The 19,502-nt window shown below is 76.6% G+C and carries 19 protein-coding genes; all 19 read left to right on the top strand.

Going from position 1 to position 19,502, the window contains the following annotated elements:
• The first annotated feature begins 90 nt into the window (after positions 1-90).
• The 19 genes from E1B22_RS09430 to E1B22_RS09340 all read left to right on the top strand — a co-directional run bounded on the left by E1B22_RS09430 (position 91) and on the right by E1B22_RS09340 (position 19,485).
• A complete protein-coding gene (locus tag E1B22_RS09430) occupies positions 91-1,197 on the top strand; it encodes a Glu/Leu/Phe/Val dehydrogenase dimerization domain-containing protein (protein ID WP_135226073.1) in 1,107 nt (368 codons plus the stop codon).
• A gap of 33 nt (positions 1,198-1,230) precedes the next feature.
• Positions 1,231-2,304: a Glu/Leu/Phe/Val dehydrogenase dimerization domain-containing protein gene (locus E1B22_RS09425; protein WP_305791194.1), complete on the top strand. Its 1,074-nt coding sequence runs from the start codon at positions 1,231-1,233 to the stop codon at positions 2,302-2,304.
• A 152-nt stretch (positions 2,305-2,456) separates the two neighbouring features.
• The gene (locus E1B22_RS09420) at positions 2,457-3,521 is read left to right on the top strand and encodes a hypothetical protein (protein WP_135225456.1); all 1,065 of its coding nucleotides are present in this window, start codon (positions 2,457-2,459) and stop codon (positions 3,519-3,521) included.
• A gap of 75 nt (positions 3,522-3,596) precedes the next feature.
• Positions 3,597-4,655: a DUF3866 family protein gene (locus E1B22_RS09415; protein ID WP_135225455.1), complete on the top strand. Its 1,059-nt coding sequence runs from the start codon at positions 3,597-3,599 to the stop codon at positions 4,653-4,655.
• Positions 4,656-5,215: 560 nt separating this feature from the next.
• Entirely contained in the window at positions 5,216-5,833 is a 618-nt protein-coding gene (locus E1B22_RS09410; RefSeq protein WP_135225454.1) for an NUDIX hydrolase, read from the top strand.
• Positions 5,834-5,906: 73 nt separating this feature from the next.
• Positions 5,907-6,587, top strand: a complete 681-nt coding sequence (locus E1B22_RS09405) for a stage II sporulation protein M (protein ID WP_135225453.1) — start codon at positions 5,907-5,909, stop codon at positions 6,585-6,587.
• A gap of 68 nt (positions 6,588-6,655) precedes the next feature.
• Positions 6,656-8,041 (top strand): alanine dehydrogenase, encoded by a 1,386-nt coding sequence (gene ald / locus E1B22_RS09400; protein ID WP_371413465.1) that lies wholly within the window; start codon positions 6,656-6,658, stop codon positions 8,039-8,041.
• Positions 8,042-8,335: 294 nt separating this feature from the next.
• Positions 8,336-9,343: a site-specific tyrosine recombinase XerD gene (gene xerD / locus E1B22_RS09395; RefSeq protein WP_135225451.1), complete on the top strand. Its 1,008-nt coding sequence runs from the start codon at positions 8,336-8,338 to the stop codon at positions 9,341-9,343.
• A 1-nt stretch (position 9,344) separates the two neighbouring features.
• Positions 9,345-10,841: an L-seryl-tRNA(Sec) selenium transferase gene (selA, locus tag E1B22_RS09390; protein WP_243123290.1), complete on the top strand. Its 1,497-nt coding sequence runs from the start codon at positions 9,345-9,347 to the stop codon at positions 10,839-10,841.
• A gap of 177 nt (positions 10,842-11,018) precedes the next feature.
• Entirely contained in the window at positions 11,019-12,311 is a 1,293-nt protein-coding gene (locus tag E1B22_RS09385; RefSeq protein ID WP_135225450.1) for a D-alanyl-D-alanine carboxypeptidase family protein, read from the top strand.
• Between the two features lie 104 nt (positions 12,312-12,415).
• Positions 12,416-12,769, top strand: a complete 354-nt coding sequence (locus E1B22_RS09380) for an anti-sigma factor antagonist (RefSeq protein ID WP_135225449.1) — start codon at positions 12,416-12,418, stop codon at positions 12,767-12,769.
• 101 nt (positions 12,770-12,870) lie between these two features.
• The gene (gene spoIIAB / locus E1B22_RS09375; protein ID WP_135225448.1) at positions 12,871-13,449 is read left to right on the top strand and encodes an anti-sigma F factor; all 579 of its coding nucleotides are present in this window, start codon (positions 12,871-12,873) and stop codon (positions 13,447-13,449) included.
• A 13-nt stretch (positions 13,450-13,462) separates the two neighbouring features.
• Entirely contained in the window at positions 13,463-14,263 is an 801-nt protein-coding gene (locus E1B22_RS09370; protein WP_135225447.1) for a sigma-70 family RNA polymerase sigma factor, read from the top strand.
• A 114-nt stretch (positions 14,264-14,377) separates the two neighbouring features.
• Positions 14,378-14,605 (top strand): dodecin family protein, encoded by a 228-nt coding sequence (locus E1B22_RS09365; protein WP_135225446.1) that lies wholly within the window; start codon positions 14,378-14,380, stop codon positions 14,603-14,605.
• 30 nt (positions 14,606-14,635) lie between these two features.
• A complete protein-coding gene (locus tag E1B22_RS09360) occupies positions 14,636-15,112 on the top strand; it encodes a SpoVA/SpoVAEb family sporulation membrane protein (protein ID WP_135225445.1) in 477 nt (158 codons plus the stop codon).
• A gap of 208 nt (positions 15,113-15,320) precedes the next feature.
• Positions 15,321-16,670: a stage V sporulation protein AE gene (locus E1B22_RS09355; RefSeq protein WP_135225444.1), complete on the top strand. Its 1,350-nt coding sequence runs from the start codon at positions 15,321-15,323 to the stop codon at positions 16,668-16,670.
• On the top strand, positions 16,667-17,020 hold the full coding sequence (locus E1B22_RS09350; protein WP_135225443.1) for a SpoVA/SpoVAEb family sporulation membrane protein: 354 nt from the start codon (positions 16,667-16,669) through the stop codon (positions 17,018-17,020). Before E1B22_RS09355 ends, E1B22_RS09350 begins: the two co-directional genes overlap by 4 nt.
• 60 nt (positions 17,021-17,080) lie before the next feature.
• Positions 17,081-18,664 carry a spore germination protein gene (locus tag E1B22_RS09345; protein ID WP_135225442.1) on the top strand — a complete coding sequence of 528 codons (1,584 nt, stop codon included), beginning with the start codon at positions 17,081-17,083 and terminating at the stop codon, positions 18,662-18,664.
• Between the two features lie 200 nt (positions 18,665-18,864).
• Entirely contained in the window at positions 18,865-19,485 is a 621-nt protein-coding gene (locus E1B22_RS09340; RefSeq protein ID WP_243123870.1) for a site-2 protease family protein, read from the top strand.
• The last annotated feature ends 17 nt before the right edge of the window (positions 19,486-19,502 follow it).

Below are 19,502 nucleotides of genomic sequence, written 5' to 3'. Positions count from 1 at the left end.
CCGGCCGGGCCCGGCGCCGCGGCCCGCTCCCGCGCCGCGGGCCGGGTCCCGGCGAACCGCCGCGGTGGGAGACGTCACGGGGGGATGCGCGTGTCCATCTTCGCGGCCATGGCGGCCGGCGGCCACCGCCAGCTGGTGTTCTGCCACGATCCGGCGGCGGGGCTGAGGGCCCTCGTGGCCATCCACGACATCACCCTGGGGCCGGGGCTGGGCGGCTGCCGCATGTGGCCGTACGCCACCGAGGCCGAGGCGGTGGCCGATGCCCTCCGGCTCAGCCAGGGGATGACGGCCAAGTCCGCCCTGGCGGGGGTGAACTACGGCGGGGCCAAGGTGGTGATCTGGGGAGACCCCAACCGGGACAAGAGCGAGGTCCTCTTCCGCGCGCTGGGCCGGTTCGTCCACAGCCTGGGCGGCATGGTGGTCACGGGCACCGATGCGGGGACGAACCCGGAGGACTTCGTCGCCGCGCGCCAGGAGACGCCCTACCTGGTCGGCCTGCCGCCGGCCTACGGGGGCAGCGGCGACAGCTCGGAGACCACCGCCTACGGGGTCTTCGTCGGCATCCAGGCCTGCCTCGAGGAGGTGTACGGCGACGGCGACCTCAAGGGCCGCCGGGTCGCGGTCCAGGGGTGCGGCAAGGTGGGCAGCAAGCTGGTCCGGCGGCTGGTCGAGGCCGGTGCCGAGGTGGCGGTGGCCGACGTCGATGCCGCCCGGAGCCGGGCGGTGGCCCGCCGGTACGGCGCGCGGGTGGTGGACCCCGAGGCCATCTACGACGAGCCGTGCGACGTCTTTGCCCCCTGCGCCCTGGGCGGGGTGATCAACGACGCCACCGTCCCCCGCCTGCGCTGCCGCGTGGTCGCGGGGGCGGCCAACAACCAGCTGGCGGAGCCGCGCCACGCGGCGGCCCTCCAGGACCGCGGGATCCTCTACGCGCCGGACTACGTGATCAACGCCGGGGGGCTCATCCAGGTGGCCGACGAGCTGGACGGCTTCGACCGCGACCGGGTGATGCGCCGGACGGCCGCCATCGGTCCCATGCTGCGGGCCATCTTCCGCGTGGCGCGGGAGCGGTCCATCACCACGCTGGAGGCCGCCGAGTGGATGGTGCGCCGGCGACTGGCCGGGGTGGCGGCCCTGCGCACCGTCTACCGCCCGCAGGGTGGCGGCCCGGCGAACCCGCGGGCGGGCGGCGCCTGACCCGTGCCCTTCCCGGGAGGGGGAGCGAGAGACTTGGTGTTCGCGAAGATGGAGGCCATGGGCCACGAGCAGGTGGTCTTCTGCTACGACCGCGCCACCGGGCTCAAGGCCATCATCGCGATCCACGACACCACCCTGGGCCCGGCCCTCGGGGGTTGCCGCATGTGGCCGTACGCGTCGGAGGAGGAGGCCCTGGTCGACGCCCTGCGCCTGGCCCGCGGCATGACCTACAAGCACGCCGCCATGGGCCTGAACTTCGGCGGCGGCAAGAGCGTGATCATCGGCGATCCCCGGCGGGACAAGTCGGAGATGCTCTTCCGCGCCTTCGGCCAGTTCGTCGACTCGCTGGGCGGCCGGTACATCACCGCCGAGGACGTGGGCACCGCCGCCGAGGACATGGCGTACGTCGCCATGGAGACCCGCCACGTGGTGGGCCTCCCCGGCCGCAGCGGCGACCCCTCGCCCGCCACCGCCTACGGCGTGTTCCGCGGCATCAAGGCGTGCCTGGGCGAGGCCTTCGGCGACGAGTCCTTCCAGGGCCGGGTGGTGGCGATCCAGGGGCTGGGGCACGTGGGCGCCCAGCTGGCCCGGCTGCTCCACGAGGCCGGCGCCCGCCTGGTGGTGACCGACATCGACCCCGAGCGGGCGCAGCGGGTCGCCGCGGAGTTCGGCGCCCAGGTGGTGCCGCCCGACGCCATCTACGACGTGGAGTGCGACGTCTTCGCCCCCTGCGCCCTGGGGGCGATCCTCAACGACGACACCATCCCGCGGCTGCGCTGCCGCATCGTGGCCGGCTCCGCCAACAACCAGCTGGCCGAGCCCCGGCACGGGGAGGAGCTGGCGCGGCGGGGGATCCTCTACGCGCCCGACTACGTGATCAACGGCGGCGGCGTGATCCACGTGGCCGACGAGTACGGGCCGGGCGGCTATGACCGCGACCGGGCCTTCGCCCGCGTGGCGACGATCTACGACAAGGTCAAGGCGATCCTGGCCATGGCCCGGGAGCAGGGGATCACCACGGCGGAGGCCGCCGACCGGCTGGCGGAGCAGCGGATCCGTGCCATCGCCCAGCTGCGCCGCCTGCACATGCCGTCCCGGTTGCCGTAGGCGGCGCCGTCGAGGGCATGGCCCATCCGGCGTCCCGGGCGGGGCGCGGGGTCCGCCGACCACAGGACAGCGGAGGGGGCGGTCCGGGACGCCCCGGATCTGCACCCGTCCCGGAGGTCCGCAGACCACAGCACAGCGGAGGGGGCGTGGGGATGGCGACGGAACCACCGACGCGGGCTGCCGCCCGGACGGACGGCCCGCGACCGAGCCTGGGCGGCCGCGACCGGGGTGGGCGTGCCGCCGTCCGGCCCGCCGTTCGGCGGTCCGACATCGAGGATCTGCTCTCGCGCTTGCCGGGCGTCCTGGCGGTGCGGCTGGCGGTCAACGACTGGGGGGCCATCGAGGCCGTCCACGTGCTGGCCACCGTGGACCGCGGGGCGAAGCAGATCGTCCGCGACATCGAGAGCGCGTTGCAGGCCCGCTTCGGCCTGCGCCTGGACCACAAGAAGGTCAGCGTGGCCCAGGTCCGCGGCCTCGGCCCGTTGCGCGACCCGGTGCGGCCCGAGTTGGCCGGGTTCGTCAGCCAGACCGACGCCGTCACCGGCAAGACCCACATCGAGGTGACCTTCCGCGATCCGCGGGACGAGGCCGCCCGCTGGCAGGGCGCGGCCACCGGGGGCTCGCGCCGCAAGCAGCAGGCCCACACCGCCCTGACGGCCGTGCTGGAGGCCCTGCGGCCGCTGCTGCTGGCCCCCGAGCGCGAGCTGGAGCTGGTGGACTGCGAGCTGGTGACGGTGGGCGGACAGGAGCTGCTGGTGGGGCTCTTCGCCCTCCCGAACCTTCGCACCGGGGAGCCCACGTGGCTGGCCGGCGCGGCCCCCGCAGGCGATGAGCTCGTCGAGGCCGCGGCCCGGGTCTTCCTCGAGGTCTACGAACAGCTGATCGAGCTGCGGGACCGCCGGGTGCGCCAGTCCCCCATCTACCGGCTGCTGGAGCTGGGCCGCAAGATGCGGGCCCAGATGGCGGCGGAACGGGCGGCGGCCCTGGGGGTGCACGCCGAGGGTCAGGGCGGTGCGGCGGGGACGGGCGCCGGGAGCGGCGCCGGCGCGGCCGCCGGGACGCCGGACGAGGGTCGCGGGGACGGCGGGACCGGGGACGAGGCCCTCGACCTGGAGGCCGGCCAGGAGGCGGCGGTGGCGGCCGACGAGGACGGCGGCGACCCGGAGGTGCAGCTGGGCGAGGCGCCCGGTTCCGGCGGGGACGGGTCGGAGCGGTAGCCGTCGGGTCCGCCGACGGGGCGCGGGCCGCCGCGCAGGGCTCACGGCCCGGCGCGGCGCGGGGAGGTGGACCGGGTGCTCCACGCCCGCTGGGGTCGGGTCGAGCGGATCCTGGCGGTCGCCGGCGGCCGCCAGGAGCTGCTGGTCCAGGTGGACGGCGAGTGGCGGCGGGCCGTGGCCTACCCCGACCTGGTGGGCACGGCGGTCCCGGGCGACCGCGTGTGGCTCAACACCACCGCCGTCGACCTCGGCCTCGGGACGGGTGGATGGGATCTCGTCATCGCCATCCCCGGCCGCCGACCGCCGCCGGGCCGGGGCGAGGCGATGAAGCTTCGCTACACCCCGCTGCAGGTGCGGGTGCCGGCGGCGGAGGAGGCGCTGGCGCCGCTGCCCGCCGGCCTCGCCGGCATGCCGGTGGTCGCGGTGGAGCTCCACAGCCAGCTGGCGCCGGTGCTCGCCGGCTGGCGTTGGGCCGGCGGCGGGCCGGCCGCGGCCTACGTGATGACCGACGGCGGCGCCCTGCCGGCGGCCGTGAGCCGCCTGGTGGCGCGCTTGCGGGCCCGGGGCTGGGTGCAGCGGGTGATCACCGCCGGCCAGGCCTTCGGCGGGGACGACGAGGCGGTCCACCTGGCCTCCGCCCTGCTGGTCGCCCGCGCCCGCGGGGCCGCCATGGCGGTGGTCGGGATGGGTCCCGGCATCCTGGGGACGGGCGAGCCCCTGGGCCACTCGGGCGTGGACCAGGCGTGGGCGCTGACCCTGGCCCACGCCCTGGGAGGGCGTCCCGTCCTGGTGCCCCGCCTCAGCACCGCCGACCGGCGCCCCCGGCACCGCGGGCTGAGCCACCACACCGCGGGCGTGATGGGGGTGCTCGCCGTCCCGGCCTGGCTCGCCCTGCCGCGGCCGTTGCCGGAGGCCGCGGCCGACGCCCTGGGTCGGCTGGCGGCGGCGGCGACGGTGCTGCCGGTGGAGGTGTCCACCGCCGCCGCCTGGCGCTGGTGGTGCCGGGAGGGGCCGGAGACGGCCAGCATGGGCCGCGGGGCGGAGGACGACCCGCCCCTCTTCCAGGCCGCCCTGGCCGCGGGCATCCTGGCGGCGGTGCTGGCGTCCCGGCCGACGGCGCCCGGCGACGGATAGCGCGCCGGGGGCGCAGTCGGAGCGCGCGGGGGCGTCGGGATGCGTGGGGGCGGCAGGGCGCGCCGGGGCGGCCAGGCCGCGTCGGCCGGTCCGGGTCGGGACGCCCCGGGGGTACCGGGGAGCAAGGGGGGCGGCGGATCGGCGTGGGCGCGGCCGGGTCGGGTCGCGCCGGCCGGGACACGCCGGGGATACCGGGGTGCACCGGGGCGGCGGATCGGCGTGGGGGTAGCCGGGGCGCGCCGGGGTGGCCGCGGCGCGTCGGCGGGTCCGGGGAGCACTTGGGCAGCCGGCACGTGCCGAGGCGGACGGGACGCCTTGCGCCCGCGGGTGGGCCCTGGGACGGCCGGGACGCATCGGCGCGGCCGGGGGCATCTGGGGAGCCGGGGGGTCGTGGGGGGCCCGGGACGCCCAGCGCCCCGGGCCCCCCACGCGGTGGCGGGGTGCCGCAGCCGTCGCCGGGGTGGACCGTCCGGCGGAGGGGGCGCGGCGGGGCGGGGAGCCCTCGCCCGGGAGGGGCCCCCGGGCGGGGTCTCCCGCACCACGACGGAAGGAGATGGCGCATGGAGAGGCCGCTGCACACGGAGACGGTGTGGACCGGTCGGGTCTTCGACCTCCGGCGGGCGACGGTGCGCCTGGAGGACGGTCGCGAGGCCCAGCGGGAGTGGGTCGAACACCCGGGCAGCGTGGTGATCGCCGCCGTCACCGCGGCCCGCGAGGTGCTGCTGGTCCGGCAGTACCGGCTGCCGGCCGGCCGGGAGCTCTGGGAGCTCCCGGCCGGCCGGCGGGAGCCCGGCGAGGACCCCCTCGCCGGCGCCCGGCGGGAGCTGGAGGAGGAGACGGGGTACCGGGCCCGCACGTGGCGGCTGCTGGCGCGCTGCTTCGCCTCCCCGGGCTACACCAGCGAGCACAAGTGGCTCTTCTTGGCCCAGGACCTGGAGCGCGGCGCCCGCCACCCCGATCCGGACGAGGCCATCGCCGTGCGGGCCGTGCCCCTGGCGGAGGCCATGGCCATGGCCGAGCGGGGGGAGATCCTGGACGCCAAGACCCTGCTGGGGCTCCTGATTCTCGAGCGCGGCGGGCTGCTCGACGAACACGGCGGGCCACTCGACGAAGGCGGCGGGCTGCTCGACGAACGCGGCGGTCCGCCGGGCCACATGGACGGGCCCACCCGCGCATAGGGTGGTACGGACGGGCGGTGGACGCCGACGACCGCCATGGCCGCCCGCGGACCGCGGGGAGGACGCCCCCTCCATGCTGGAATATCTGCGCCGCGCCCTGATGGCCGCCGTCCGCCAGCACCAGGCCGCGCTGGTCCTGGCCGCGGTCGTCCTCACGGCGGGGATCGTCACCGGGGCCCTGCAGGTGGCCCGGCTCGATCCCGCCCAGCAGGCCCAGGTGGGACAATACCTGGACTACCTGATGGCCACCGCCCCCGGCGCCGCGGGGCCGCCCCCGGAGGCCGCGGCGGGGGCCGGCGACCTGGCGGCACCGGGGGCCGGCGCGGCACCCTGGCCAACGATCCTGGGCGGCAACCTGCGCCAGGTGGCGGTCGCCTGGGCGGCGGGTTTCCTGGTCCTGGGACTGCCCGTCGCCCTGGGCGTGCTCTTCCTGCATGGCTACAGCCTGGGCTTCGCGGTGGCGGCCATGACCGCCCACTGGCAGTGGCGCGGCCTCCTGGTGGCCTTGGCCGCCGTCTTCCCCCCCAACCTGCTGCAGCTCCCCGCCCTGGTCCTGGTGGCCGCGGCCGCCACCCGCCTGGCCGTCCAGGTGGCCGCCAGCCGGGTCCGGCGCGATCTGCCCGCGCTGGCCTCGCCGTGGTCGCCGTACCTCGCCCTCGGGGTGCTGGCGACCCTCCTCGCCCTCGGCGCTGCCTGGGTCGAGGTCGCCGTGGCGCCGGCGCTGCTCGGCCTGACCCGGCGCTTGGTCTTCTAGTCTTCTAGCCGCCCCGCCGACTGGTCACACCGCACGGCCGACGGCCATCCCGTGCCCGCGCTGTCGCCTTGCCGGTAGCCCCTGGGTGTGCTACCATCGCGTCGCAGTCCGGCGGCGGAAGGGCCCCGCCGGGCCGGTCCCGCACCGCCGCGTCGGGGACCGCGGCGCCAGGGCCGCCGGAACCGCCGACCGGATCGGGCCGGGTTCGTCCGACGCCGGCACGGCCCGTCGCCCACGGGACCGGGGTTCGGGGGCCGAGGCGCCGGCCCGCGGCCCGACCGCAACGGGGAGGCGTAGCTGGCATGGCCGTCATCGGCGTGCCGCGGGAGATCAAGCGCCACGAGAACCGGGTGGCCCTGACCCCCGCGGGAACCCACGCGCTGGTCCAGGCGGGCCACACCGTGCTGATCGAGCGGGGGGCGGGCGAGGGCAGCGGCTTCCGCGACGAGGACTACGCCGACGCCGGTGCCCAGCTGGTGCCCCACCCCGAGGCCGTCTGGGAGGCCGCCGATCTCGTCCTCAAGGTCAAGGAGCCCTTGCCCGAGGAGTATCGCTTCTTCCGCCCGGGGCTGACGCTCTTCACGTACCTCCACCTGGCCGCCGACGAGGCCCTGACCCGGGCGCTGCTGGACCGCGGGGTGACGGCCATCGCGTACGAGACCGTCCAGCGTGCCGACGGCTCCCTGCCGCTGCTGACGCCCATGAGCGAGGTGGCCGGCCGCATGGCGCCCCAGGTGGGGGCCCACTTCCTCGAGCGGGCCCACGGCGGTCGCGGCGTGCTGCTGGGCGGGGTCCCCGGCGTCCCGCCGGCGGACGTGGTGATCATCGGCGGCGGCACCGTCGGCCGGAACGCGGCCCGCATCGCCCTGGGCCTCGGCGCCCGCGTCACGGTGCTGGACGTCCGGCCCGAGGTCCTGCGCTGGTTCGACGACGTCTACGGCGGCCGGATCACCACCCTGATGTCCAACGAGTACAACATCGCCCACGCGGTGCGGCGGGCCGACCTCTTGATCGGCGCCGTGCTGATCCCCGGCGCCCGGGCGCCGCGGCTGGTCAGCGAGGCGATGGTCCGGTCGATGAAGCCGGGGTCGGTGATCGTCGACGTCGCCGTCGACCAGGGCGGCTCCATCGCCACCATCGACCGGGTGACCACCCACGACGCGCCCACCTACGAGCGGCACGGCGTCGTCCACTACGCCGTGGCCAACATGCCGGGCGCCGTCCCCCGGACGTCGACCCTGGCCCTGACCAATGCCACCCTGCCCTACGTGCTGGACCTCGCCCGCCTGGGGGTGGAGGAGGCCGTGCGCCGCGACCCTGCCCTGGCCCGCGGCGTCAACGCCTACCGCGGTCGCCTGACCCACCGGGCCGTGGCGGAGGCCCACCGCCTGCCCTACACACCCCTGGAGGAAGCGGGCCTCGAGGCGCACCCGGGTGCCGCCGGCGGGCGGTAGGGAACCGGGCTCCGGGGGCCCCGGGGGGCGGGAGCCCCGGGCCGCGGCGGACAGGGGGCCCGGGCGGCGGCCGCGCCGCCCGGGCCCGGGCCGAAGCGGTCGATGCGGGCGATCTCTCGCCGCCCCGGCCATGGGGATGCGCCAGGCGCGTCGCCCCGGGCGTCCGGTGCCCAGGCGCCCCGGGGATCGACGGGTGCGCCGGCCGATCCCCCGCGTCGGGCGATGCCGGGGCGATCGGACGGCCCCCGACCCCGGTGGCCCATGCCATCGCAGCAGGCGGGGGGAGGGCGTCCCATGGCGGGACGAGGCGAGGCTGCCGCGGCCGAGCCGCCCGCCGCCGTGTGGGCGGCGGCCATGGCGGAGTACTTGGAGATCCTGCGGGTCGAACGCGGCCTGGCGGCCCATACCCTGGAGGCGTACCGCCGCGACCTGGGCGACTTCGCCGCCTTCGCGGTCGGGCACGGGGCGGACCCGGGGGCCGTGACCCGCAGCCTGGTGATGGCCTACCTGCAGCGCCTGCACCAGGCCGGGCGGGCGCGGGCCACCGTGGCCCGGCGGCTGGCCGCGTTGCGCGGGTTCTTCGCCTACCTGGTCCGGGAGGGGCGGATCGCCCGCGACCCCGTCGAGGGCATGACCTCGCCGCGGGCGGGCCGCCCGCTGCCGCGGGTGATGTCGGTGGAGGAGGTCGAGCGCCTGCTGGAGCTGCCGCGACCGGCCTCGCCCGCCGGGCTGCGCGACCGCGCGGTGCTGGAGCTCCTCTACGCCGCGGGCTTGCGGGTGTCGGAGCTGGTGGGGCTCGACCTGGACGACCTGCTCCTCGACCACGGCCTCGTGCGCTGCCGCGGCAAGGGCGGCAAGGAGCGCGTGGTCCCCGTGGCCGCGCCGGCGGTGGAGGCCGTCCGCGTCTACCTGGAACGCGGCCGCCCCCGGCTCTGCCGCCGCCCCGACCAGCGGGCCCTCTTCCTCAACCACCGCGGCGGGCGCCTGAGCCGCCAGTGGGTGTGGCGGCTCTTGCGGCGAGCCGCGCGCCAGGCGGGCGTGAGCCGGGCCGTGAGCCCCCACACCCTGCGCCACTCCTTCGCCACCCACCTCCTGGCGGGCGGCGCCGACCTGCGGGCGGTACAGGAACTGCTCGGCCACGCCAGCATCACCACCACGCAGATCTACACCCATCTGACCCGCCACCACCTGCTGGAGGCCTACCTCAGGGCCCACCCGCGGCTGGCGGGGCCGCCGGCGACCCCGCCCGCGGCCGGAACGGCGGCCGCGGGGCCCGGGGCCGGCCCGGAGGGAGGAGGCTGACGTGCCGAGCCCGCACGACCGCGAGACGGCGAGCGCCACCGAGGCGGACCGCCGGCCGGCGGCGGCCTCGACCCTGCGCACCCTGCCGGCGGTCCACCGCCTGCTGGCCCATCCGGCCGTCCAGGAGGCCGCCCGCGGGGCGGGGGCGGCGTGGGCCGCCGAGGCCGCCCGCCGGGTCCTGGACGAGGAGCGCCGGCGCCGCCTGGAGGGCGCGCCCCCGCGTGCCCTCGACCAGCTGGCGGCCGCCACGGCGGCCCGCGTCGCCGCCGTGGCCCGACCCTCGCTGCGGCGCGTGATCAACGCCACCGGCGTCGTCCTCCACACCAACCTGGGCCGGGCTCCCCTGCCGGCGGAGGCGGTGGCGTCGGTCGCGGAGGTGGCGGGGGCCTACTCCACCCTGGAGTACGACCTGGCCACCGGCGGACGCGGCTCGCGCCTCGACCACGTCCGCAGCCTGCTGCGGCGCGTCACCGGGGCGGAGGACGCCCTGGTGGTCAACAACAACGCCGCCGCGGTGTACCTGGTCCTGGCCGTCCTCGCGGCGGGGCGCGAGGTGGTGGTCTCCCGCGGCCAGCTGGTGGAGATCGGCGGATCCTTCCGCATCCCCGAGATCCTGGCGGCCAGCGGCGCCCGCCTGGTGGAGGTGGGCACGACCAACAAGACCCGGCTGGCCGACTACGAGGCGGCCATCGGGCCCGAGACCGCCCTGCTGCTGCGGGTCCACACCAGCAACTACCGCATCGTCGGCTTCACCGCCAGCGTCCCCCTGGAGGACCTGGTGGCCCTGGGCCGGCGCCATGGCCTCCCCGTGGTGGACGACGTCGGCAGCGGCCTGTTGTTCCCGCCGCCCGCCGGCCCCGGGCGTCCCCTGGCCGGCGAGCCGTCGGTCCAGGCCAGTCTGGCGGCCGGCGCCGATCTGGTCACCTTCAGCGGGGACAAGCTGCTGGGCGGGCCGCAGGCCGGCATCATCGTCGGCCGGGGGGAGCTGGTGGCCCGCCTCCGCCGCCATCCCCTCATGCGCGCCCTGCGCTGCGACAAGCTGGTGCTGGCCGCCCTCGAGGCCACCCTGCGGCTCTACCTGGACCCGGCGGAGGCGTACCGGCGCGTCCCGGTGCTGGCCATGCTGTCCCGATCGCCGGACGAACTGGCCCGCATCGCCCGGCGCCTGGCGGCCCGCCTGCGCCGAGCCCTGGGCCCGCGAGCGCGGGTGACGGTGGCGCCGGGCGACTCCCAGGCCGGCGGCGGCAGCCTGCCGGAGGTCCCATGGCCCACCACCCTGGTCGGCCTGACAGTCCCGGGGGTGGCCGTGGCGGACCTGGCCGCGGCGCTGCGCCAGGGGGAGCCGCCGGTCATCGGCCGGATCCATGACGACGTGCTCTGGCTCGACCCCCGCACCCTCCTGCCCGGCGACGATCGGGAGCTGGTCCGGGCCGCCGCCCGGGCGGTGGACCGCCTGACCGACGCGACCCGGGGCGATCCGGCGCCCGCCGCCCCCTGACCCCCGCCCCCAGGGGCAGCCGGAGCCGCCGGGCCGCCCGCGCCCGCCCCGCGTCCTCCGCGCGCTCGGGCTGCGGCGCCCGCCACCGTCGGGCGCGGTGGCCGGCGCATAGGGACCTTCCCCCGGGAAAACCTACCTCCCGTCAGAACCGCGAACCACCGCGAGGGGGGATGAGGGGTGCCCGTGCTGCGCCCGCGGCCTGCGCCGCCCCGGGGCCCGTACGGCGACGGGCGGGGGGATCGGGGCTGGCGAGCCGCCGCCCGCATGGCCGCGACCCTCCTGCTGGCGATGGCCCTGGTCGGCGCGCCGGTCCCACCGGTGGCGGCAGCGACGGCGCCGGACCCTGGCGAGGGACCGCATCCCGACACCGAGAGGCCGGGCGGCAGTCCAGGCTTCCCCACCCGCTCGGCGGCGCTGCTGGTGATGGACGCCGCCAGCGGCCAGGTGCTCTGGGCGAAGAACGCCGACCAGCCGCGCCACCCGGCCAGCATCAGCAAGCTGATGACCCTGCTCCTGACCCTGGAGGCGATCCAGGCGGGGCAGATCCGCCTCCAGGACCAGGTGACCGTCAGCCCGCGGGCGGAGGGGACGCCGGGCAGCACCGCCTTCCTCGAGGCGGGCGAGCGGATCACCGTGGAGGACCTGATCAAGGCCGTGGCGGTGGCCTCGGCCAACGACGCCTGTGTCGCCCTGGCGGAGTACATCAGCGGCGACGTGGGCCGGTTCGTCCAGCGGATGAACCAGCGGGCGCGCGAGCTCGGGCTCACCCAGAGCCGCTTCGTCGACCCCCACGGCTTGACCGACCGGCCCGGCAACCGCATGAGCGCCCGCGACATCGCCGTCCTCAGCCGGTACCTGGTGAACCACCACCCCGAGATCCTGCGCTACACCTCGATCTGGGAGGACTGGTTGCGCAAGGGGACCGATCGCGAGTTCTGGCTCACCAACACCAACAAGCTGGTGGCCTGGTACGACGGCGTCGACGGCCTGAAGACCGGGCTGACCGAGGAGTCGGGTCCGTCCGTCGTGGTCACCGCGCGCAAGGGCGACGACCGGTTCATCGTCGTCGTGCTCGGCGCGCCCGAGAGCGACACCCGCTGGCGGGAGGCCAGCCGGCTGCTGGACTGGGCGTTCGCCTCCTTCGACTCCGTGCCCATCGCCCAACCGGGCCAGGCGCTGCGGACGGTGCGGGTGGCCGAGGGCCGGCGCCTGGGGGTCCCGGTGACCGTCCGGGAGGTCTTCGGCGTCACGGTGCCGCGGGGCGAGGCCGGCCGGGTGCGCTGGACGGTGGAGGTGGCCGAGCCCGTGCCGGCGCCGGTGGCGGAGGGGCAGCCGGTGGGGCGCGTCGTCGCCCGGGCCGGCGACCGGACCCTCGCCACGGCGCCCGTGGTGGCGGCGCAGGCGGTGGGACGGGCGGGCCCGCCCGCGCTCTGGGCACGGCTGTTCGGGTGGACCTGGCCGATGCGCTGATGGACGCATGGGGAACGCGCCGCCGGGTGCGGCAGGGACCGCCGGCCCGGCGGCGAACCCTTGTGGGGGGAGACGGGGAGAGAGGGCGATAGGAGGCGTTGCCGTTGCACGTCGCACTCCGGTGGACGGGACGCACCCTGATCGCCCGCCTGGCCGGGGACCTGGACGAGCATGGCGCCGAGGTCTTCCGGCAGGAGATCGAGCGCGCCCTCCGTCGGCGCGCCTACGACCATCTGGTGGTCAACCTCCAGGAGGTCCGCTTCATCGACAGCTCGGGCCTGGGAGCCCTGCTGGGGCGCTACCGTCGCGCCCGGGAGGACGGCGCCCGGGTCAGCGTGGCGGGAGCGCCGCCGCATGTGCGGGCGGTGCTGCAGCTGGCCGGCATCCCGCAGTGGATCCCCCTCTACGAGGACGAGGCCGCCGCCCTGGGCGCGCCGGGGGAGGTGGGGCGCCGATGAGCCGCGCCGAGCCCGGTCGTCCCCTGACGGCGGTCCCCCACCCATCCCCATCGAACCGGCCGGCCGGACCGCCGCGTCCCGCCGAGGAGGGGACGGGCCCCATGGGTGACCGCGCCGCCGAACCCCGCTGGCTCGAGCTGCGCCTGCCCAGCCGGCCGGAGAACGTCGGCGTGGCGCGGGTGGCCGTGGCCGCCTTCGCCGCCCAGCTGCCCTTCACCCTGAGCGAGCTCGAGGAGATCAAGGTGGCGGTGTCGGAGGCGGTGACCAACGCCGTGGTCCACGGCTACGGCCACGGCCGGGGCGTCGTCACCATCCGCGCCGGTCACGACGGGCGGCGCCTGTGGGTCGAGGTCGCCGACAGCGGCCGCGGCATCGCGGACATCGAGCAGGCGCGTCAGCCCGCCTTCTCCACCGACCCCGAGCGCATGGGCATGGGCTTCGCCTTCATGGAGGCCTTCATGGACCAGGTCGACGTGGAGTCCGCGCCGGGCGCCGGCACCACGGTGCGCCTCTACAAGCGGCCTCGCCCCAAGGAGCAGGCCCCCTCCCCGGACGAACCGGCGGCCGGGGACCCGCCGGCCGGCGCCCCCGACGGCGGGGCGCCGCCCTCGTCCCAGCTGGAGGCTGCCGCCGGCCGCGGCGACGGCTCCGGGTCGGCCGACGCCGGCGCCGCCCGCTGAGGGGGCGCGGGCGGTGGAAGCGGAGCTGTGGGCGCGGGCGCGCCAGGGCGACGCCGAGGCCCGGGAGCGCCTGGTCGCCCTGCACATGCCCCTGGTGCGACACGTGGCGCGCCGGTTCGCGGGCCTGGGCCACGACCTGGACGACCTGGTCCAGGCGGGCACCGTCGGCCTGCTCCAGGCCATCGACGGCTTCGACCCGGACCGCGGCTACCAGTTCTCCACGTATGCCGTGCCGGCCATCCTCGGCGAGATCCGCCGCTGGCTGCGCGCCAGCGACCCGGCCGGGCTGACCCGCGCGATGCGGGCGCGGGTGACGGCGATCCGCCGCGTGGCCGAGGCCATGGAACAGGAGCTAGGCCACCGTCCCGCCGCCGCGGCGGTGGCGGCGCGGCTGGGCTGCGACGTGGCCGACGTCGCCTTCGCCCTGGAGGCGGCGCAGGGCCCCCTGTCCCTGGACGAGCCCCTGGGCGCCGATCCCGACGCCGCCGCCCGCGGCCAGCGGCTGGCGGCACCCGCCGAGCCGGACTGGGGCGACCGGGTGGCGGTGCGCGCCGCCCTGGCCCAGTTGCCGCCGCGCCTGCGCACGGTCCTGACGCTGCGCTTCTTCCGCGACTTGACCCAGGCGGAGGTGGCCGCCGCCCTGGGGATCTCCCAGCCCCAGGTCTCGCGCCTGGAGAAGGCGGGCCTGGCGCACCTGCGCCGGCTGCTGGCGGCCGGCGAGGACGTCGGGGCCGCGGCCGTCCCATCGTGCCCGGCGTCGCGCCCGGGCGCCGGGGCGGCGCCCGGGCGCGACGCCGGGCCCGCCCCGGCATAGCGGCCGCAGCCCCCGGGAAGGCTAGCAGCGGAATCCCGGACCCAACGGCGCAGGCCCGGCGCCGCCCGGCGGGCTCGTCCCCCGTGGCGGTCCCGTGGGCGCCAACGGAGGAGGATGGACGTGGCGGACGTGGTCAAGGTCATCGAGCTGGTCGGCGAGTCCACCAAGGACTGGACGGATGCGGTCAACAACGCCGTGGCGGAGGCGTGCCGCACGCTGGACCACGTCTCCGGCGTCGAGGTGTGCAACCTGACGGCCAACGTCGACAACGGCCGCGTCGTGGAGTGGAAGGCCAACGTCAAGGTGGCCTTCAAGGTCGACAACAGCCGGCGCGGCGCCTGACGCGCCGCGCCGGCTCCGCGGGGAAGACCCATGGCCAAGGCGAGCCAGCAGCAGACCCAGGAATACCAGCAGGCCGTCCGCCGCATCCTGCCCCCCAAGCCCATCGCCCGCAATGCGCTGATGGCCTTCCTCGTCGGCGGGACCATCTGCACCGCCGGCCAGGTGGTGCTCAACCTGCTGAAGAACGCCGGCCTGCCCGCCACGGAGGCCACCGCCTGGACGGCGGCGGTGTTCATCCTGATCGGCCTCCTGCTCACGGGCATGGGGGTCTACGACGACCTGGGCCGGATCGGCGGCATGGGCGCCTTCCTGCCCATCACCGGCTTCGCCAACTCCATCGGCTCGGCGGCGATGGAGTTCAAGCGGGAGGGATGGGTGCTGGGCCTCGGCGCGCGCATCTTCCAGATCGCGGGTCCGGTGATCGTCTACGGGATCGCCGCGGCCACGGTGGTGGCCGGGCTGGCCACCTGGCTGGGCGGCGCCCGGGCGACCCTGGGGGCGCCCTAGGCGCCGCGGGGGCGAATCGGGACCGCCCGGGCGCTGCGCCACCGGCCCGGCCGACCCCGCGGCCCGGCGCGGCCGCGGGGTCGCCCGCGCGGCCGCGGCGGTGGGGAGCCCGGATCGCCCCGGGGCGGTGGGAAAGCGGGCCCCGGGGCGGCGGAGAGGTCGGGTCGCCCGCGGCGATCCGGGTCCGGAAGGCAAGGGGGACCGATCCATGGCATCGCTGACCGCCGTCGCCAACCTGCTGGAGAAGGGGCGCGGCCCGCGCCCCGGCGCCGCGGCCCCCCGGCACCAGGACCGCCGCATCGGACAGCAGACCCTGGTCTTTCCCAGCCGCCCCCGCATCCTGGCCGCCGCCGCGGTGGCCGGCCCCAAGGAGGCCCAGGGCCCCCTGGGGGCCTACTGGGATCGGACCTATCCCGACCGCCTGCTGGGCCAGCGGTCCTGGGAGCACGCGGAGCGGCGCATGTGCCTGGACGCGGCGGTCCTGGCCCTGGAGAAGGCGGGGCTGGAACCGGCGGACATCGACCTCCATCTGGCCGGCGACCTGATGAACCAGTTGACGTGCGCCAATTTCACCGCGGCCGAGCTGGACATCCCCTTCCTCGGCCTCTTCGCGGCCTGCGCCACGTGGGCCGCCGCCCTGGGCCTCGGCGCGGCCTTGGCCGACGCCGGCTACGCCGGGCGGGTGCTGTGCACCACGTCGAGCCACCACGACGCCGCCGAACGGCAGTATCGCTTCCCGACGGAGCTCGGCAACCAGCGGCCCGCCACCGCGCAGTGGACGGCCACGGGCGCGGCGGCGGCCGTCCTGGCGGCCACCCCGGGCCCTGGCCCCGGCGACGGGCCGGCGGAGCGGCGGGCGACGGCAGGCCGTGCGAGCCGTCGGCCGGCCGCCGGGCAGGCCGGCCGGCCACCAGCCGCGGACGCCGCGGCAGATCGGCCCGCCCGCGGCCGCCCCGGGCGCTGGGTGAGCGTCACCCACGCCACCTTCGGCCGGGTCATCGACATGGGCCTGACCGACCCCTTCGACATGGGATCGGCCATGGCACCGGCCGCGGCCGACACCATCCGCCAGCACCTGGCGGACACCGGCCGGCGTCCCGGCGACTACGACCTGATCGTCACCGGCGACCTGGCCCGTTACGGCCACCGGCTGTTGGTGGAACTACTGCGCGAACAGGGGTACGACGCCGAGGGCGTGCTGGCCGACTGCGGCATCATGCTCTACGACGCGTCCCAGGGCGTCTACGCGGGAGGCAGCGGCACCGCCTGTTCCGGCATGGTGACCGCGGGGTACCTGCTCCGGCGCATGCAGCAGGGCGACCTGCGCCGGGTGCTGCTGGTGTGCACCGGCTGCCTGCACAGCACCACGACCTACAAGCAGGGGGACACCCTCCCTACCGTCGCCCACGCGGTGGCGCTGGAGGTCGAGGACGCCGCGCCCGCCGACGGTCGCCCCGCCGCGGGCGACGGCCGCGGCACCCCGGCCGGCGGCACCGCCCCCGGCGCCCCCAACCAGGACCCGTCGGGCGAGGCCGCTTCGAGGGGGAACGGATCGTGAGCTATCTCCTGGCGTTCGTCGTCGGGGGCCTGCTCTGCACCCTGGCCCAGCTGGTGCTGGACCTGACGCCACCGCGCTTCACCCAGGGGCACGTGATGGTGCTGTTCGTCGTCCTGGGCGCCGTGGCCGGCGGGCTGGGCCTCTACCGGCCGCTGGTGGAACTGGCCGGCGCCGGGGCGACCATCCCGCTGCCGGGTTTCGGGTTCGCGCTGGTCGAGGGCGCCCTCCAGGGGGCGAGCCGGGGCCTGGGCGGCATCCTGGCCGGCGGCCTCGGCGCGACGGCCCTCGGCCTGACGGTGGCCATCCTCGGCGGCCTCCTGACGGCCCTGCTGTTCAACCCGAAGGGGTAGCCGACGCGCCAGACGAAGCCGGCGGCGGCCGGGGAACGCACGCGAGGGGAGGGCGGAGCCATGCGGGAAGGGGCCGGTTCGTCCGCACCGGAACCCGCCGGGGCGGCCGGGGCGATCCGCGCGGCCGTCGACCACGGGGAGTCCAGGCACCCGATCCGACGGGAGCTGGAGGCGAACCTGGCGTACCTGCGGCGGGTGCTGGGCGCGGGCGAGAGCTTCGACGTCCTGATCAAGCCCTCCCGGTTCGCCGGCCGCGATGCCGTGCTGATCGGCATCGACGGCCTCGTCAAGACCGACGTGCTGCTGCGCATCATGCAGGCGCTGGCGGTCTTCGAACCCGACCCCTCGGCCCGGGAGGACGACCGCCTGTGGTTCACCCAGGTGTTCGTCGAGGGCATCGGCTACCTGGAGGTGGATCCGGCCCAGACCCTAGACGACGTGGTGGAGAAGGTGCTGATGGGACCCGTGGCGCTGCTGGTCGATGGCGTCGATCGCGCCTACCTGATCGACGTCCGCACCTATCCCAGCCGGGGCATCGCGGAGCCGGCCCTGGAGAAGGTGCTGCGCGGCCCCCACGACGGGTTCACCGAGACGCTGGTCTACAATACCGCCCTGATCCGGCGGCGGCTGCGGGATCCGCAGTTCCGGGCGGAGGTCGTCCACGTCGGCCGACGCTCGCGCACCGACGTCGCCCTGGTCTACCTCAAGGACGTGGCGGACCCCGGGCTGGTGGAGGCGGTGCGCCAGCGGCTGCAGCGGGTCGAGACCGACGCCATCCCCATGGCCGAGTCCGCCGTGGTGGAGCACCTGGTCGGGCCCCGGCGCTGGTGGAACCCGTTCCCGCTGGTGCGCTTCACCGAGCGGCCCGACGTGGCCGCGGTCCACCTGATCGAAGGGCACGTCCTGATCCTGGTGGACACCAGCCCGTCGGCCATCATCCTGCCCACCACGCTGTTCCACCACCTGCAGCACGCCGAGGAGTTCCACGAGAACGCCACCGTGGGCACCTGGGTGCGGCTGATCCGCTACGCCGGGGTGCTGCTGGCGTGGTTCGGGCCCGCCCTGTGGGTCGCCCTGGTCCTGGACAAGGACCGGCTGACCGGGCTGCCCCGGGACTGGCTGGCCATCCTGGGTCCGCGGAAGCCGGCGGGCATCGACCTGGAATGGCAGTTCATCCTCGGCGAGGTCGGCATCGAGCTCATCCGCCTGGCCCTGATCCACACGCCCGAAGCCCTCTCCACCTCCCTCGGCATCATCGGTGCCGTCCTCATCGGCCAGCTGGCCGTGCAGGTGGGCCTGTTCACCAACGAGGCCATCCTCTACATCGCGCTGGCGGCGCTGGGCACCTTCGCCACGCCGAGCGTCGAGCTGGCCCAGGCCTTCCGCCTGTTGCGGGTGGGGCTGCTGATCCTGGCGGGGACGCTGGGCGTCCCGGGGTTCTTGCTGGGCATCCTGGCGTCCTTCGTCCTCCTGCTCAGCACGCGGTCCTTCGGCGTGCCCTACCTGTGGCCGCTGGTGCCCTTCGACGGGCGGGCGCTGGTCCGCATGCTGCTGCGCCAGCCGATGACGGTGCGGGTCGCCCGCGAGCGCACCTTCCCCCGCCCGGTGGAGGGGGGCGAGGCGGGCGGCCCCCAGCCGGCGTGACCGGGTGGCGCCCGGGCACCGGCGACCCGCGACCTTGACCCCCGGCGCGGCCCTTGGCTAGACTCGAGCCAGACTGCCGGGCCGGCCGGGCGGTGCCGTCGATGCGAAGGGCGCGCTTCGCCCCAGTGCGGGCCGGCCGCGGCCGCCGCGCGCCGGCGGGGGCCGCGCCTGGGGCCGGTCCGGAGCGGGGAGCGTTGCCCGTGTCGGGCCTGTTCGACCCCTTGGGACTCCTGATCGCCGCGCCGGGCCTGCTCCTGGCGCTGGTGCTGCATGAGTACGCCCACGCCCGCGTGGCCCACCACCTGGGCGATCCGACGCCCCGGGCAGCCGGACGCCTGACCCTCGATCCCCTGGCCCACCTGGATCCCATCGGCACCCTGCTGCTGGTGCTCTTCGGCTTCGGCTGGGCGAAGCCCGTGCCCGTGAACCCGTGGCACTTCCGCAACCCCCTGGCCGGCATGGCGCTGGTGGCGGCGGCCGGTCCGGCGACCAATCTCGCCCTGGCGTTCGCGACCTTCGTCATCGCGGACCTCTGGGAGCCGACGGGACTGGTCGGGGTGGCGGTGCGGTACGTCGCCATCATCAACGTCTACCTGGCGGTGTTCAACCTCATCCCCATCCCGCCGCTGGACGGCTCCCGGGTCCTGCGCGCGCTCCTGGGGCGCAGCGGCGGCTGGCTCGATGCGCTGGAGTCCTACGGATGGCTGTTGCTCATGCTGCTGTTGGTGACCCACACCCTGGATCTGGTGCTCCACCCGTTGGCCGCCCTGGTGATGGACGGCCTGGCGGGCCTGGCCGCGGCCATGGCGGGAGGCCGGTGAGCGGCCCGGGCGGAGGC

This window comes from Thermaerobacter sp. FW80 (assembly GCF_004634385.1).
Taxonomy (GTDB): Bacteria; Bacillota; Sulfobacillia; order Thermaerobacterales; family Thermaerobacteraceae; genus Thermaerobacter; species Thermaerobacter composti.
Note: the sequence above shows the minus strand (reverse complement) of the source record. Positions and strands in the feature narration are given on the sequence as shown.